At 73.7% G+C, this 14,700-nt stretch carries 14 protein-coding genes; all 14 read right to left on the reverse strand.

From position 1 onward, the window contains the following. Positions 1-233: 233 nt before the first annotated feature. A complete protein-coding gene (trpA, locus tag ACSW7Y_RS01205) occupies positions 234-1,034 on the reverse strand; it encodes a tryptophan synthase subunit alpha (protein ID WP_438124529.1) in 801 nt (266 codons plus the stop codon). Further along, positions 1,031-2,245 carry a tryptophan synthase subunit beta gene (gene trpB, locus ACSW7Y_RS01210; protein WP_438124530.1) on the reverse strand — a complete coding sequence of 405 codons (1,215 nt, stop codon included), beginning with the start codon at positions 2,243-2,245 and terminating at the stop codon, positions 1,031-1,033. Before trpB ends, trpA begins: the two co-directional genes overlap by 4 nt. Positions 2,246-2,355: 110 nt before the next feature. Then, the gene (gene trpC, locus ACSW7Y_RS01215; RefSeq protein ID WP_438124572.1) at positions 2,356-3,138 is read right to left on the reverse strand and encodes an indole-3-glycerol phosphate synthase TrpC; all 783 of its coding nucleotides are present in this window, start codon (positions 3,136-3,138) and stop codon (positions 2,356-2,358) included. A gap of 16 nt (positions 3,139-3,154) precedes the next feature. Next, positions 3,155-3,394: an HGxxPAAW family protein gene (locus tag ACSW7Y_RS01220; RefSeq protein ID WP_412880880.1), complete on the reverse strand. Its 240-nt coding sequence runs from the start codon at positions 3,392-3,394 to the stop codon at positions 3,155-3,157. Further along, positions 3,381-4,133 carry a Trp biosynthesis-associated membrane protein gene (locus ACSW7Y_RS01225; protein WP_438124531.1) on the reverse strand — a complete coding sequence of 251 codons (753 nt, stop codon included), beginning with the start codon at positions 4,131-4,133 and terminating at the stop codon, positions 3,381-3,383. Before ACSW7Y_RS01225 ends, ACSW7Y_RS01220 begins: the two co-directional genes overlap by 14 nt. Further along, positions 4,130-5,650, reverse strand: a complete 1,521-nt coding sequence (locus ACSW7Y_RS01230; protein WP_438124532.1) for an anthranilate synthase component I — start codon at positions 5,648-5,650, stop codon at positions 4,130-4,132. Before ACSW7Y_RS01230 ends, ACSW7Y_RS01225 begins: the two co-directional genes overlap by 4 nt. Further along, positions 5,647-6,030 (reverse strand): phosphoribosyl-AMP cyclohydrolase, encoded by a 384-nt coding sequence (gene hisI, locus ACSW7Y_RS01235; RefSeq protein WP_438124533.1) that lies wholly within the window; start codon positions 6,028-6,030, stop codon positions 5,647-5,649. The genes ACSW7Y_RS01230 and hisI overlap by 4 nt, the downstream gene beginning before the upstream one ends. Before the next feature lie 111 nt (positions 6,031-6,141). After that, a complete protein-coding gene (gene hisF / locus ACSW7Y_RS01240; protein ID WP_438124573.1) occupies positions 6,142-6,885 on the reverse strand; it encodes an imidazole glycerol phosphate synthase subunit HisF in 744 nt (247 codons plus the stop codon). An 80-nt stretch (positions 6,886-6,965) separates the two neighbouring features. Beyond that, positions 6,966-7,805 (reverse strand): ATP phosphoribosyltransferase, encoded by an 840-nt coding sequence (gene hisG, locus ACSW7Y_RS01245; protein ID WP_438124534.1) that lies wholly within the window; start codon positions 7,803-7,805, stop codon positions 6,966-6,968. Positions 7,806-7,865: 60 nt separating this feature from the next. Then, a complete protein-coding gene (locus ACSW7Y_RS01250; RefSeq protein WP_058726551.1) occupies positions 7,866-8,129 on the reverse strand; it encodes a phosphoribosyl-ATP diphosphatase in 264 nt (87 codons plus the stop codon). A gap of 80 nt (positions 8,130-8,209) precedes the next feature. Next, positions 8,210-8,869 (reverse strand): ribulose-phosphate 3-epimerase, encoded by a 660-nt coding sequence (gene rpe, locus ACSW7Y_RS01255; RefSeq protein ID WP_438124535.1) that lies wholly within the window; start codon positions 8,867-8,869, stop codon positions 8,210-8,212. A gap of 245 nt (positions 8,870-9,114) precedes the next feature. Beyond that, entirely contained in the window at positions 9,115-10,644 is a 1,530-nt protein-coding gene (locus tag ACSW7Y_RS01260) for an RsmB/NOP family class I SAM-dependent RNA methyltransferase (RefSeq protein WP_438124536.1), read from the reverse strand. Positions 10,645-10,697: 53 nt separating this feature from the next. Then, positions 10,698-11,633, reverse strand: a complete 936-nt coding sequence (fmt, locus tag ACSW7Y_RS01265; protein WP_438124537.1) for a methionyl-tRNA formyltransferase — start codon at positions 11,631-11,633, stop codon at positions 10,698-10,700. Between the two features lie 118 nt (positions 11,634-11,751). Then, positions 11,752-14,682: a hypothetical protein gene (locus ACSW7Y_RS01270; protein ID WP_438124538.1), complete on the reverse strand. Its 2,931-nt coding sequence runs from the start codon at positions 14,680-14,682 to the stop codon at positions 11,752-11,754. Positions 14,683-14,700: the final 18 nt, after the last annotated feature.

Below are 14,700 nucleotides of genomic sequence, written 5' to 3' on the forward strand. Positions count from 1 at the left end.
GCCGGGCCGCCGTCCGGCGCGGCCCCGATCACTGTAGCGCGGACCACCGGTCCGCCATGACCGTCGCGGACGGTCCTGTGGGAATCGTGACGGTCGGCACGTGCTGAGTGGACGTCGGACTGGAGGCCCGGATCGCGTGACCCGCGTCGGTCGCGTGATCCGGGCCTCCGGTCAGGTGCCCTGGGTCCGCGCCGCAGGGCGCCGCTCGATCCGGGCCGCGGGACGCCGGTCCGTCAGCGGCGCTGCGCGCCGCTCGTGAGGTCTGCCGCGCGGTCCGCGACGCCCTGCACACCGAGGTCGGCGAGGGCGCGAACGAAGGCGGACCCGACGATCGCTCCGTCGGCGTACTCGAGGACCTCGGCGACCTGGTCGGCCGTCGAGATGCCGAGCCCGACGCACGTCCGCTCGACACCGGCGTCCCGGAGCCGGGAGACGACCGTCCGGGCGGCGGTGTCGACGCCGAGCCGCGCACCCGTGACGCCCATGGTGGACACCGCGTACACGAAGCCGCGGCTCGACTCGACGGCCTGGTGCATGCGGGCGTCGGTCGAGGAGGGCGCCGCGAGGAAGACGCGGTCGAGGTGGGTGCGCTCCGACGCGTCCATCCACTCGCGGGCCTCGTCCGGGATGAGGTCCGGCGTGATGAGCCCGGACGCTCCGGCGGCGACGAGGTCGTCCGCGAACCGGTCGACGCCGTAGCGCAGCACCGGGTTCCAGTAGGTCATGACGAGCACCGGCACGTCGGCCCGGCTCGTGATCTGGTCGACCGCGTCGAAGACCTGCGCGACCTTGAAGCCGTTGGCGAGGCTCTCCTCGGCCGCGCGCTGGATGACCGGGCCGTCCATCACCGGGTCGGAGTACGGCAGGCCGAGCTCGATGACGTCCACGCCGTTCTCGGCGAGGGCGACCGCGGCGTCGACGCTCGTCTGCAGGTCCGGGAAGCCGGCCGGCAGGTACCCGACGACGGCACCGGCGCGCTCGGTGTTGGCCGCGTCGATCGTCGACGCGACCGAGGTGTTCGAGTTCGTGCTCACAGCTGTACCGCGTTCTCGTCGAGGATGCCGAAGTAGCGGCTGGCGGACGCCACGTCCTTGTCGCCACGGCCGGACAGGTTGACCAGGATGACCCCGTCGGGACCGAGCTCCTTGCCGAGCTTGATCGCACCGGCGAGGGCGTGCGACGACTCGATGGCGGGGAGGATGCCCTCGGTCCGGCTGAGGAGTCGGAACGCCTCCATCGCCTCGGCGTCGGTGATGGGCTCGTACTTCGCCCGGCCGATCGCCGCGAGGTGCGCGTGCTGCGGCCCGACGCTCGGGTAGTCGAGCCCGGCGGAGATGCTGTGGCTCTCGATCGTCTGGCCGTCCTCGTCCTGCATGAGGTACGACTTCGTGCCCTGGAGGACGCCGGTCCGGCCGAGCGAGATGCTCGCGGCGTGGCGGCCGGTCTCGATGCCGTCGCCGCCCGCCTCGTACCCGTGGAGGGCGACGGACTCGTCGTCGAGGAACGCGTCGAAGATGCCCATCGCGTTCGACCCACCGCCGACGCAGGCTGCCACCGCGTCGGGCAGCCGGCCGACCTTGTCGAGGACCTGCTGCCGGGCCTCGTCCCCGATCACCTTGTGGAACTCACGGACCATCTCGGGGAACGGGTGCGGACCCGCGACCGTGCCGAGCAGGTAGTGGGTGTGCTCGACGTTCGCGACCCAGTCACGGAGCGCATCGTTGATGGCGTCCTTGAGGGTGCGCGAGCCGGTCTCGACCGGGATGACCTCGGCACCGAGCAGTCGCATGCGAGCGACGTTCAGTGCCTGCCGCTCGGTGTCGACCGCGCCCATGTAGACGACGCAGTCCATGCCGAACAGCGCCGCGGCCGTGGCGGTGGCGACACCGTGCTGGCCGGCCCCGGTCTCCGCGATCAGCCGAGTCTTGCCGAGCCGCTTCGCCACGAGCGCCTGCCCGAGCACGTTGTTGATCTTGTGCGACCCGGTGTGGTTGAGGTCCTCGCGCTTGAGGATGATCCGGGCACCGCCGGCGTGCTTCGCGAACCGCGGCACCTCGGTGATGATCGACGGACGGCCGGTGTAGTCACGCTGCAGGTCGTCGAGCTCCTGCCGGAACGCCGGGTCGGCCCAGGCCTCGCGGAAGGCCGCCTCGAGCTCGTCGAGCGCCAGGACGAGCGACTCGGGGACGAAGCGTCCGCCGAAGTCGCCGAAGTACGGGCCGTGCTGATCGCGGAGCGAGGTCACGATGTGCCTTCCGTGCAGGATCCGATGGGGTGGGTCGGACCGGGGTGGATCGGGTGGGGCGCCGGGAGCGGGAGGTCACCGCGACGGGACGGTCGCGGGACCGGATGCCGTCAGGACCGGGCGGCGGCGATGAACGACGCGAGCGTGGCGGCGGGGTCGTCGCCCGTGACGAGCGCCTCCCCCACCAGGACGACGTCGGCACCCGCGGACCGGTAGTGCGCGACGTCGGCGGGACCGGCGACGGCGGACTCAGCGACGCGGACCACCCCGTCGGGGATGCGGTCGGCGAGCGAGCCGAAGAGGTCGCGGTCGAGCGAGAAGTCGGTGAGGTCGCGGGCGTTGACGCCGAGGATTCGGGCACCGGCGTCGAGACCGCGTGAGACCTCGTCGGCGGAGTGCGCCTCGACGAGCACGCGCATCCCCAGCTCCTCGGCGAGGCCGTGGAGCTCGACGAGCTGTGCCTGCTCGAGCGCGGCGACGATGAGCAGCACCACGTCCGCTCCCGCCGCACGGGCTTCGACGACCTGGTACGGGTCGGCGATGAAGTCCTTGCGGAGCACCGGGACGCCGACGCGGGCCTTGACGGCCTCGAGGTCGGCCAGGCTGCCGAGGAACTTGCGCCCCTCGGTCAGGACACTGATCGTGGACGCTCCACCGCGTTCGTACTCCGCGGCGAGGGCCGCGGGGTCGGCGATGGGCGCCATCGAGCCGCGGGACGGGCTCGCCCGCTTGACCTCGGCGAGGATCTTGACGTCATCGCCCGGGGCGAGGAAGGTCAGCGCGTCGAGGGGCGACGCCACCCGGTCGAGGTCGCGCTCGACGTCCGCGTAGGGACGGTCGGCGCGACGGGCGGCCGCGTCCTCGAGCGCGCCCGCGACGAGGGTCTCGAGCACGTTCGGCATGGTCGGACTACTCGCCGTGGTGCTTCGGGACGAACTTCGGGCCGTTGACGCCGTAGCCCGCCTTGGCCATCACGGCGCCGACGATCAGGCCGACGACGACGACCGCGGCGGAGATCCAGACACCGATCGGCTGGTCGAACCAGAAGAAGAGGGTCCCGGCCGCGAATCCGATCAGCATGATGACGACGGCCGTCCAGGCTGCCGGCGAGTGGCCTTCGCCGAGTTCTGCGGGCTCAGTGTTGCTCACGGTGCTCCTCGTTCTGCTCCGGCGTCGTCGGTCGATCGCCGTCCCCCAACCCTACCGCGTCGACCGTGACGCTCCCGGCACGCTCGCCGTCGGCGGACGGCTCCGGGTCGGCGCCACCCGGGCGCTCGGCGGTCGGCTCGGTCGGGTCCGTCCCCGCCGACAGGTTGTCCCAGTCCGTCACGGCGTCGCGCTGCGTGACCGCGGCGCGTGCGTCGGCAGCCGCCCCCGCGGTGGCGGCCCCGTACTTCCGGCTCGGCCCCGGCCACGCGCGCTGCACGAACAGCACGACGATCCCCAGCACCACCGCCAGCACGCCGCCGGCGATGCCGACCGCCGGCCACGCCGTGACGTCGACCGAGGACACGACGCGCCGGACACCGCCGAGGTCGCTCACCCCGGCGACCTCGCCGATCGCCGCGCGTGCCGACGCGACCGGGTCACGGAGCGCGGACACGCCCATGACCACGACGGCGACACCGAGCAGCACCTCGACCACGGCGAGCACGACCCGGAGCACCCGTCCCGCGATCGTCAACGCGAGGAACAGCGCCAGGCTGGCGATCGCGAGCGCGGTGTACTGCGGCACGGTCTTCGACCCGTCGGCGGTCACGGTGGCGACCACGGCCGACCCCGCGCGCAGGTGCACGGTGAACCACGTCTGGGTCCACGACAGCATCACGATGCCCGCGACCAGCAGTCCGGCGACCACGACGAGCGGACGGGAGCGTCGGGGCGTCACGACCGTACCTCGCGCATGCGGTTGGCGGTGGCGACCGCACGCAGCGGCGCCGCGGCCTTGTTCACGGTCTCGGTGTGCTCGGTCGCCGGGTCCGAGTCGGCGACGAGGCCGGCTCCGGCCTGCACCCGTGCGACGCCGTCCCGGATCATCGCGGTCCGGATGGCGATCGCGAGGTCGGCGTCCCCGGCGAAGTCGAAGTAGCCGACCACACCGGCGTACGCGCCACGCTTGGCCGGCTCCAGCTCGTCGATGATCTCGAGCGCCCGTGGCTTCGGCGCGCCCGAGAGCGTGCCCGCGGGGAAGGTCGCCCGGAACACGTCGATCGCCGAGGCGTCCGGACGCACGGCGCCCTCGACACTCGACACGAGGTGCATGATGTGGCTGAACCGCTCGACCGTCATGAACTCGGTCACCGCGACGGTGCCCGGCTCGCACACCTTCTGCAGGTCGTTGCGGGCGAGGTCGACGAGCATGAGGTGCTCCGCGCGCTCCTTCGGGTCCTCGAGGAGGTCCTCGCCGAAGCGCACGTCCTCCTCCGGCGTCGCACCACGCGGGCGTGACCCGGCGATCGGGTGCGTGATGGCCCGGCCGGCCTGCACCTTCACCAGTGCCTCCGGTGAGGCCCCGACGATCCAGAACGGGTCGTCGTGGGTGTCGTGGAGCGCGAGGAAGTACATGTACGGGCTCGGGTTGAGCGTCCGCAGGACCCGGTAGACGTCGAGCGGGTCCGCGGTGACCTCGTGGTCGAACCGCTGCGAGATGACCACCTGGAAGACGTCGCCGTCGCGGATGAACTCCTTCGAGCGCGCGACCGCGGCCATGTACTCGTCCGGGGTCGACCGGTGCGAGGGGGTCGGGTCGGCGATGTCGAAGGCCTCGGCCACGGTCGCGACCGTCGGCTGGACGAGGTCGGCCTGCATCCGGTCGAGCCGGCCCTGGGCGTCCACCCACATCGTGTCGGCGTCGTCCACGCCGTCGTTGAGGACGCTCGCGACGAGCAGGACGAGCCCCGTGCGGTGGTCGAGCGCGGCCAGCTCGGACACGAACGCGAGTGCCTGACCCGGCACGTCGAAGTCGGCCGCGGGCACGTTCGGCAGGTGTTCCAGCTGTCGGACGGCCTCCCACCCGATGAACCCGACCGTCCCGCCGACGAGCGGGGGCGTGCCGGGGACGCGCGGCGTGGCCCAGCGCTCGTGCAGCCGGGCGAGGACGTCGAGCGGCGCGCCGTCGAGCGAGTCGACCGCACGCGAGGCGGGGATGCCAGTGTCGATCCAGACGGCACGGTCGTCGTCCTGCGTGAGGACGCCGAAGCTCCGCACGCCGACGAAGGACCAGCGCGACCACAGTCCGCCCTGTCCGGCGGACTCGAGCAGGAACGACCCCGGACGACCGTCGGCGAGCTTGCGGTAGACGCCGACGGGCGTCTCGCTGTCGGCGAAGAGCGCGCGGACGACCGGTACGACGCGGTGGTCGGCGAGGAGCCCGTCGAACTCGGCCCTGGAGGTGCTGCTGGTCATCGCGGGTCCTCCGGAGCGGTCGCCGTGACGGGCGAGAGCGGGTCGACGTCGAAGCAAGCGTGTGCCCCGGTGTGGCACGCGGCACCGACCTGCTGCACGGTCACCAGGAGGGTGTCGTCGTCGCAGTCGAGCGCCGCGGCGCGCACGTACTGCGCGTGCCCCGAGGTGTCGCCCTTGCGCCAGTACTCCTGCCGGGAGCGGGACCAGAAGGTCACCCGCCCCTCGGTCAGGGTGCGGCGGAGGGCTTCCCGGTCCATGTAGCCGAGCATGAGGACGTCCTTCGACGATTCCTCCTGCACGATCGCGGGGAGCAGGCCGTCCGCACCGAAACGCGCGCGGTCGAGGACCGCGTCGGTGCTGGTGCTGGTGCTGTCGGTCATGAGGTTCCTAGCCTACGGCGTGCCGCGGAGGGTCACGGGGGGGTGTGGAGAACCGGACGGGAGGCCCGTGGCGGCGCCGCCACGGGCCTCCCGTCCGTCAGCCGGTCCGGGTCAGCGGACGAGCTCGCCTGCGGCGCGGAGCGCCGCCTTGACGTCACCGATGGTCATCTCGCCGCGGTGGAAGACGCTCGCGGCGAGGACCGCGTCGGCGCCGGCCTCGACGGCCGGGGCGAAGTGGTCGAGGTGACCCGCGCCTCCCGAGGCGATCACCGGAACCGACGCGACCGCACGCACCGCCGCGACGAGCTCGAGGTCGAACCCGTTCTTCGTGCCGTCGGCGTCGATGGAGTTGACGAGGAGCTCCCCCGCACCGCGCTCCACCGCCTCGCGCGCCCACGCGATCGCGTCGAGGTCGGACTCGGTCCGGCCGCCGTGCGTCGTGACCACGAAGCCGGACGGCATCCGGTCGGAACGCTTGACGTCGAGCGACAGCACGACCGCCTGCGCGCCGAAGCGGTCGGCGATCTCGCCGACGAGCTCCGGGCGGGCGATCGCGGCGCTGTTCACGCCGATCTTGTCCGCACCGCACTGCTGCAGCCGTGCGACGTCGTCGACGCTGCGGACGCCACCCCCGACGGTCAGCGGGATGAAGACCTGCTCGGCCGTCCGGGTGACCGTGTCGTACATCGTCGCGCGGTTCTCGACCGTCGCGCCGACGTCGAGGAACGTCAGTTCGTCGGCGCCCTGCTCGTAGTACCGCGCAGCGAGCTCGACGGGGTCGCCGGCGTCCTGCAGGTCCAGGAAGTTCACGCCCTTCACGACGCGCCCGCCCTGCACGTCGAGGCACGGGATCACGCGGACGGCGACACCGCCCTCGCGAGCGGGTGTTCCGGAAGCGCCGCCGGACCCCGCCGCGCCGTCCGACCCTGCCGTGCTCACAGCCGCGCCGCGTGGATCGAGCTGACCAGGATCGCCCGGGCGCCGAGCTCGTACAGCGAGTCCATGATCTGGTTCATGTCCGAGCGCGGGATCATCACGCGCACCGCGGACCAGTCACGACCGTGCAGCGGCGACACCGTCGGCGACTCCATGCCCGAGGCGATCGCGGTGGCGTCGGGCACGAGCGAGGTCGGGATGTCGTAGTCGAGCATCACGTAGCCGCGGGCCACGAGCACACCGTGCAGGCGGCGGCGGAGGACGTCGATGCCGGGTCGCTCCTCGTCGGTGGCGATGAGCACGGCGGTCGACTCGAGGATGACCGGCCCGAAGATCTCGAGCCCGGCCTGCCGGAGCGTGCTGCCGGTCGAGACGACGTCGGCCACCGCGTCGGCCACGCCCAGGCGCACCGCGCTCTCCACCGCACCGTCGAGCTTGACGAGGGTGGCCGTCACGCCGTGCGCCGCGAGGAAGTCGCCGACGAGGCCGGGGTAGCTCGTCGCGACCCGCACGCCCTCGAGGTCCTGCAGCGAGGCGAAGCGACCCGGAGCGCCAGCGAACCGGAACGTCGAACCGGCGAAGTCGAGCGCGTCGACCTCGTGCGCCTCGGACCCGGAGTCGAGCAGGAGGTCGCGACCGGTGATGCCGACGTCGAGCGCGCCCGAGCCGACGTAGGTCGCGATGTCACGCGGACGGAGGAAGAAGAACTCGACCCCGTTCCGCTCGTCGATCAGGTGGAGCGCCTTCGGGTCGCGACGACCCGCGTACCCGGCCTCCCGCAGCATCTCGGAGGCGGTCTCGGACAGCGAGCCCTTGTTGGGCACGGCGATGCGGAGCATCAGGGGTCTGCTTTCTGGAGGAGGGTCGGTGACGGTCTGTCGGAGCGCGCGGGGCACGTCCTACAGATGTCGCCAGACGTCCGCCGGGGTGAGCCCCTTCGCGACCATGAGGACCTGGAGGTGGTAGATCAGCTGCGAGATCTCCTCCGAGGTGCGCTCGTCGCCCTCGTACTCGGCCGCCATCCAGACCTCGGCGGCCTCTTCCACGATCTTCTTGCCGATCTGGTGCACGCCGGCGTCCAGTTCGGCGACGGTGCCGGAGCCCTCGGGGCGCGTCCGCGCCTTCTCGGTCAGCTCCGCGAACAGGTCGTCGAACGTCTTCACGGGGACCAGGCTACCGTCCCGCGTCGGCTCGCCGACCGCACCGTCCGGACGGGAGGCACGGCTCGCGTCGTCCGCGCCGGTCACGATCGGGCTGCTGCCGCGGCGTCACGGAGGTCCGCGATGCGCTGCGCCGGCTCGCCGCCGTACACGGCCGACCCCGCGACGAGCGTGTCGGCGCCGCTGCGGACCGCCTCGGGCACAGTGTCGACCGCGATGCCGCCGTCGACCTCGAGCCACACGTCGAGTCCGGAGGCGTCGACCGCCGCGCGCGCGTCCGCGAGCTTGGGCATCACCGACGGCATGAACGCCTGGCCGCCGAAGCCCGGCTCGACGGTCATGAGCAGGATCATGTCGTAGGCGTCGAGGTGGTGGAGCACCTGCGTGATCGGCGTGCCGGGCTTCACCGCGACCGCGGCACGGGCACCGTTCGACCGGATGGCCGCGGCGGTGGCGACCGGGTCGGCGGCTGCCTCGAAGTGGAAGGTGACGCTCGACGCCCCGGTCTCGGCGTACTTCGGCGCCTCGGTGTCGGCGTCGGTGATCATCAGGTGGACGTCGAGCGGCACCGGGGACACCTCCTGCAGACGCTGCACGATCGGCAGGCCGAGCGTGAGGTTCGGCACGAAGTGGTTGTCCATCACGTCGACGTGCACCAGGTCGGCGGTCTCGATGCGGTGGAGCTCGCGCTCGAGGTTCGCGAAGTCGGCGGACAGGATGCTCGGCGAGATGCGGATCGTCACCCGGCAACCCTACCGGCGGGCGCCCGGGCTTCCGCCGCGCCCTCGCACCGTGCGAGGCCGCGGCCGGACGGCACGCTCGCACCGTGCGAGGCCGCGGCCGGGCGGCACGCTCGCACCGTGCGAGGCCGCGGTCGAACGGTGCGAGGTTCAACGCATCGTGCGACCCGTGAGACCTCGCACCGTGACCGGAACCTCGCACCAGGCTCCCGGCCCCGGGCGCTGGACACCGGGGCGCCGCGCAGCGCTCAGGCGACGCGGCGGAACAGCGCGACGAACATGGCGTCCGTACCGATCCGGTGCGGCCACAGCTGCGCGACCGGGCCGTCCGCCACCTGCGGGTCGCGGACGGCCACGGTCCGCACGACGTCCGCGGTGTCGAGCTGCTCGAGCACACCCGGGTGCCGCTCGAGCACGGCGTCGACCTGCCCGCGCGTCTCCGCGAGGTGCGGCGAGCACGTGACGTAGGCCAGGGTCCCGCCGGGTGCGAGGACGCGGACGGCTGCGTCGAGCAGCTCGGCCTGCAGTGCGGCGAGCTCCGGGACGTCCTCGGGCTGCTTGCGCCACCGGGCCTCCGGGCGACGCCGGAGCGCTCCGAGTCCGGTGCACGGCGCGTCGAGCAGCACGCGGTCGTACTGCACGCCCGCCCCGTCCCGACCGAAGCGCCGCCCGTCGCCCTCGACGACGGTGACCCCGTCCCCGAAGCCCGCCAGGGCCTTCCGCACGAGCCCGGCCCGCGCCGGCACGAGTTCGTTCGCGACGAGGTGCGCTCCGCCGACGGCGGCCTCGGCGGCCAGCAGTGCAGCCTTGCCGCCGGGTCCGGCGCACATGTCGAGCCACCGCTCCCCCGGTCGCACGGCAGAGGACCGGCTCAGCGCGAGGGCGGCGAGCTGCGAGCCCTCGTCCTGCACGCGGAGCCGTCCGGCCGCGACGCCGGGCACACGAGCGGGGTCGCCGGACACCCCGCGGATGCCGGTCGGTGAGACCGGCCGCGCGTCCGCCTCGGACCGGACGGGAGGCACGGTGCCGGTCTCCGCGTCGGCCGTCGGTCCGTCGCCGGTACGGTCCACGGCCTCGGTGCCGCCCACGTGGTCGGTGCCGCCCACGTGGTCGGTGCCGTCCGCGTCGTCGGTGCCGTCCGCGTGGTCAGTGCCGTCTGCGTCGTGGGCGCTCGTCGCGGGGGCGGTCGCCGAGGCGACGTCCTCCTCGGTCGCGAGCCCGGGCAACGCGGCGAGCTGGACGCGGGGTGCGACGTTGTCAGCCGCGAGCAGCGCGGCGAGCTCGTCGCGGGAGCGTTCGGCGGCGAGGGCGTCCCGCAGCGCCGACACGACCCAGGTCGGGTGCGACCACCGCGTCGCGAGGAGCGCATCACCACCGCGACCCTCGGTGATCGCGGCGTCCCACTCGGCGTCGGTCCGCGCGGCGACCTTCCGGAGCACGGCGTTGACGAAGCCGGTGGCGCGGCGGGCGCCGACCTCGCGGGCGAGCTCGACGGTGGCGGACACCGCGGCGTGCGTCGGCGTGCGCATGCCGAGCAGCTGGTGGGTGCCGAGGCGCATCACGTCGAGGACGTCCGCCTCGATGTTGTCGACCCGGCGGCCGGAGGCGATGCCCACGATCGCGTCGTACCGGCCGAGCATCCGGATCGACCCGTAGGTGAGCTCGGTCGCGAAGGCGGCGTCGCGTGCGGACAGACCGGCGCGTCGGATCCGCGACGGAAGGAGCAGGTTGGCGTACGCGTCGTCGACCTGCACCGCCCGGAGCACGTCGTACGCCACGCGTCGAGCCGACGTCGGGCGCGGACCGCGGCTGCGCTGGGCCCCGGCGGCGCTCACGCGAGCACCTTGCCGTCGAGCTGGCCGAGCCCGCGGGCCCAGGCCGCGGCGTCCATCGCCTTCTTGCCGGCGGGTTGCACCTCGGTGAGCACGAGCGGGACGTCGGCCGTCCCGACCAGCAGCTGACCGTCGACCAGCGCGAGCGCGCCGGGGGCGAGGTGCGTGGCGGAGGAGGGCGTGCCTCCCGGCCGGACGGAGCTGCGGAGCAGCTTCACGCGGGTCTCGCCGAGGTGGGCGAACGCCCCGGGCTCGGGCGCGACCCCTCGGATGCGGCCGTGGACCCTGACCGCGGGCTCGTCGAAGCGCACGTGCGCGTCCTCGACGGTCGGCTTCGGGGCGAGGGTGACGTCGCCGGTCTGCTCGGCGGCGACCGCGGTACCGGCCGCGAGGTCGTCGACCACGCGCGCGACGACCTCGGCGCCGGTCTCCGCCATGGCGGCGAGCACGTCACCACTCGTGGCGTCGGGGTCGATCGTGAACGGTTCCGAGGCGTACACCGGGCCGGCGTCGAGCGCCTCGACGAGCTGGAAGACCGTCGCGGCCGTCTCGGTGTCGCCGGCCATGACCGCACGTTGCACGGGGGCGGCGCCTCGGTACGCCGGCAGGTCGGAGAAGTGGAGGTTGACCCATCCGAGCCTCGGGGTGTCGAGGGCGGGTCGACGGAGCAGGGCACCGTAGGCGACGATCACCCCGAGGTCGGGCGTGAGCGCGGCGAGCTGCGCCGTGACCGCGTCGTCGACCCGGGACGCCTCGATCACGGGGAGGCCGAGTTCCTCGGCGACCTGCGCGACGGGCGTGGGCGTCAGGACCCGCTTCCGTCCCTGGGGTGTGGCGGGACGGGTGAGGACCGCGACGATCTCGTGGTCGGACGCCGCGAGTCGGCGGAGGGTGGGGACGGCCGCAGCGGGGCTGCCGGCGACGACGAGACGCATGGGGTCCATCGTCCCACGGACGCGCGGAGGGCCTCCACGCGCGTGCCGTGCTGGGGCGGTCGGTCCCGACCAGTCGTCCGTCACGCCCACTCGCGTGCGCCGTGTCCGCCCGGGTCCGTCACGACCACTGGTCACGGAGCGTCGGCGGCGTCGAGGTGGCGCCGGAGTCGCGACGGGCGCGGAGCAGCAGGACGAGCGACTCCGGGGAGTCGACCTCGTGGAGTCGGCACGGTCCGACGCTCCGTGCCCAGTCGGCCGCGAACGCTCCGGCGTCCTCACGCCGACGACCGATGCCCGTCGGCACGGCGAGGAACCGGTTGCCGCGGGTGAACCGGCGCGCGATCCAGAGTGCGACACCGAGGAGCGGTGCCCGCCGGATCCGCGTCGCCTCGGGGCGGCCGGTCTCGAGCAGGAACCGTGGGGTCCGGACGGGCCCGAAGAGCTCGGCGAAGGCGGCGGTGACGGTGCGCCGGTCGGCGACCGAGCCGCCGACGACCTCCAGCGTGAAGGCGGCGGGCACCCGGCCGGCCCACCGTGCCGTGACGCGGACGTCCCCCTCGCCGTACGCGGGGATCCGCCCGGCCCGGTGGAGTCCGTCGAGGACGACCCGCACGGCTCGGCGGTACCCGCCGACGGAGTCGAACCGTTGCCGGAGCGCGGTCCCGAGGCCGCGGGCGACCGGCCAGGCCAGTGCCACCGCGGCGGCGACGAGCAGGACCGTCCCCACGACCCCGGCAACCGCCCCGGAACGCCAGGCCTCGACGAGGCCCCGCAGTCCTTGGCCGACCACGACCAGCAGGAGCGCGAGGACGGTGGCCATCAGGGACGCGGCGGTGGGGCCGGTCGTGAACGGTGCGGCGTCCGGTTCCTCGACGACGGCGGCCGAGCCCTCACGGTCGGCGTAGGGCTCGCCGATCCGCCAGGCAGCGTGGGTGTCGGCCCGGCTCGGCATCGCGGCCGCGATGTCCGCGTCGAGCGCGGCGACGGTCTGCCGGCGGTCCTTCGCGACGAGCCCAGCGAGCCGCAGGGCCTGCGCGTCGGTGAGCGCGGTACCGGTGCCGCGGACGACCTGGGCGTCGTCCGCTCGGAGCAACCCCCAGATCTGCTCGTGCTTGCGGTGGAGGCGGCTGACGTCGGGCGCGGCCCGGAGCGGCACGTCCGGCGGGACGACGGCCGTCACGGTCCAGTTGTGGGCGACCTTCCGCGGCCACGCCGGGTCCAGGCGGAGCGTCCGGCCGCGCAGCTGCTGGGTCGCGGCCGAGGTCGCCACCGCGGTGAGGTCGATGAGCGTGTTGGCGGCCGGGCAGTCCCACCCCTCGCCGAGGAGACCCCGCGTCCCGACGACGAGCCGGGTGGTGGCGTCGGTGAGGAGCTCCGACACGGCGGACAGCACGGCGGCGGACCCGCTCGCGCCGGTGTCGACGGCGAGCACGTGGGGTGTGTCCGCGACGGTCGTGGCCGTCAGGTCGTCCCCGAGGCGTCGCCGGAGCGCCGGGAGGAGCACGTCCGCGTCGCGTGCGGCGACGCGGAGGTGCTGTGCCGTGACGAGGACCGGGTGCAGCTCGGCGAGCGTCGGATCGGCGGTCACGGTGGCGAAGGTGCGCAGGGCACCGGCACCGTGTCCGCCGCTCCCCCGGGTGTTGCCGTGCGTGGCGTGGTCGGTGACGACGACCGCCCGGAGGTGCTCGGCGGCGTCCTGACCGGCCTCCAGGCGGAGGATGTCGCCGACGGCCGTGTCCTTCGCCGCGGAGGACGCGAGCACGGTGTCGATCGGGTCCCGACCGCGTCGGACTCCCCGGTCGTTCAGGGTGAAGCCGAAGTCCACGATCGAGCGCTTGATGCGGAGCCACTGCTCGGCGCGGGCGGGGTCGGGCAGGAGCCGGTCGAGGGCGTAGCGGGCGAGCAGTCGGAGCCGCTGCTCGGCGTCGGGTGCGGTCCGGGCTCCGCGGTGGAGCAGGTCCAGCACGGGGTGGTCGGGTCGTACCTCGGCGAGCATGCGGGCGGCGGACTCGGCCACCGCGAAGTCGGCGTCGAACGCGCGGGCGAGGCGTGTCTCGGGCGTGCCGACGGTGTCGTCTGCCTCCGGCTGGAGCGTCGCGACGAGCCACTCGAGACCGTCCGGGTCGTCGAACGTGCTGGCGACCAGCTCGGCCAGGCGTTCCTCGTGTCCCCGCAGGAACGCCACCTCGTCCGCGGTGGGTTCGACGAACCAGACGTGGTCGCGGTACGGCGCGAGGTTCCCCTCCTTGACGACCGCCGGGGTCGGGACCTCGTGGTCGACCTCGCCGAGGAGTGCCGTGTAGTTGTCGTGCGCGTCGCGGTCGTCCGGCGACGGGAGCGTCGCGGTGAGACCGATGAGCACCGGCTCCCGTCCGGCATGCCGGATGCGTGCTGCGAGGTAGGCGACGACGAGTGCCCAGTGGTCGAGCAGGTGGTGGCACTCGTCGAGGACGATCGTCTCGACCCCGTGCGCGACGAGCCGGTCCACGAGTGCGCGGGCATTCGGGTGGAGCGCCGCTTCGAGGAGCGACGGGTCCTCCCGGGCGAGCCGGCGGCGGATCGCTCGGGAACGGCGAGCGATCCCCTTCCGGTACGCCGTCGGGTTCGACCGCTCGAGGTCGGCGAGCCAGGCCGCTGCGTCCTCCTCGCCGCGGCCGCCCACGACGAGTTCGCGCCGCCAGTCCGCACTCGCCAGCTCCGTGAGCGGGTTCCCGGTCTCGAGCACCGACAGCATCTGGTACGTCAGCACGGTGAGGTCGCCGGGTGCGTCCGGGTCCTCCGAGACGGCGGCGCCGCCGTCGAGCGCCGTCGCCGACCGCGCCCACTGCGACCGGATGGTGGCCGTCGGGGCGAGGGCGAGGGCGCGGGCGCCGTGCCGTCCGGCGAGCAGGAGTCCGAGGAGGGTCTTGCCGGCCCCTGGTGGCGCGACGACGTGGACGGGGTCGCCGGGCACGACGGGCACACGGTCGAGCACGTCCTGCTGGTACGTCCGCAGTCGCCCCTGGTACCGCCAGGCCGCGAGCGGTCGGCCGTCGTCCCCCGTCGTCACGGCACGAGTCTGCCACGG

The sequence above is a fragment of the Curtobacterium flaccumfaciens genome, assembly GCF_051548005.1.
GTDB lineage: Bacteria > Actinomycetota > Actinomycetes > Actinomycetales > Microbacteriaceae > Curtobacterium.

Excerpts from the sequence above, each read along its gene's own strand:
- hisI (WP_438124533.1), bottom strand. The coding sequence starts at position 6,030 with ATGACCGACAGCACCAGCACCAGCACCGACGCGGTCCTCGACCGCGCG.
- hisG (WP_438124534.1), bottom strand. The coding sequence starts at position 7,805 with ATGCTCCGCATCGCCGTGCCCAACAAGGGCTCGCTGTCCGAGACCGCC.
- ACSW7Y_RS01230 (WP_438124532.1), bottom strand. The coding sequence starts at position 5,650 with ATGACCAGCAGCACCTCCAGGGCCGAGTTCGACGGGCTCCTCGCCGAC.
- fmt (WP_438124537.1), bottom strand. The coding sequence starts at position 11,633 with ATGCGTCTCGTCGTCGCCGGCAGCCCCGCTGCGGCCGTCCCCACCCTC.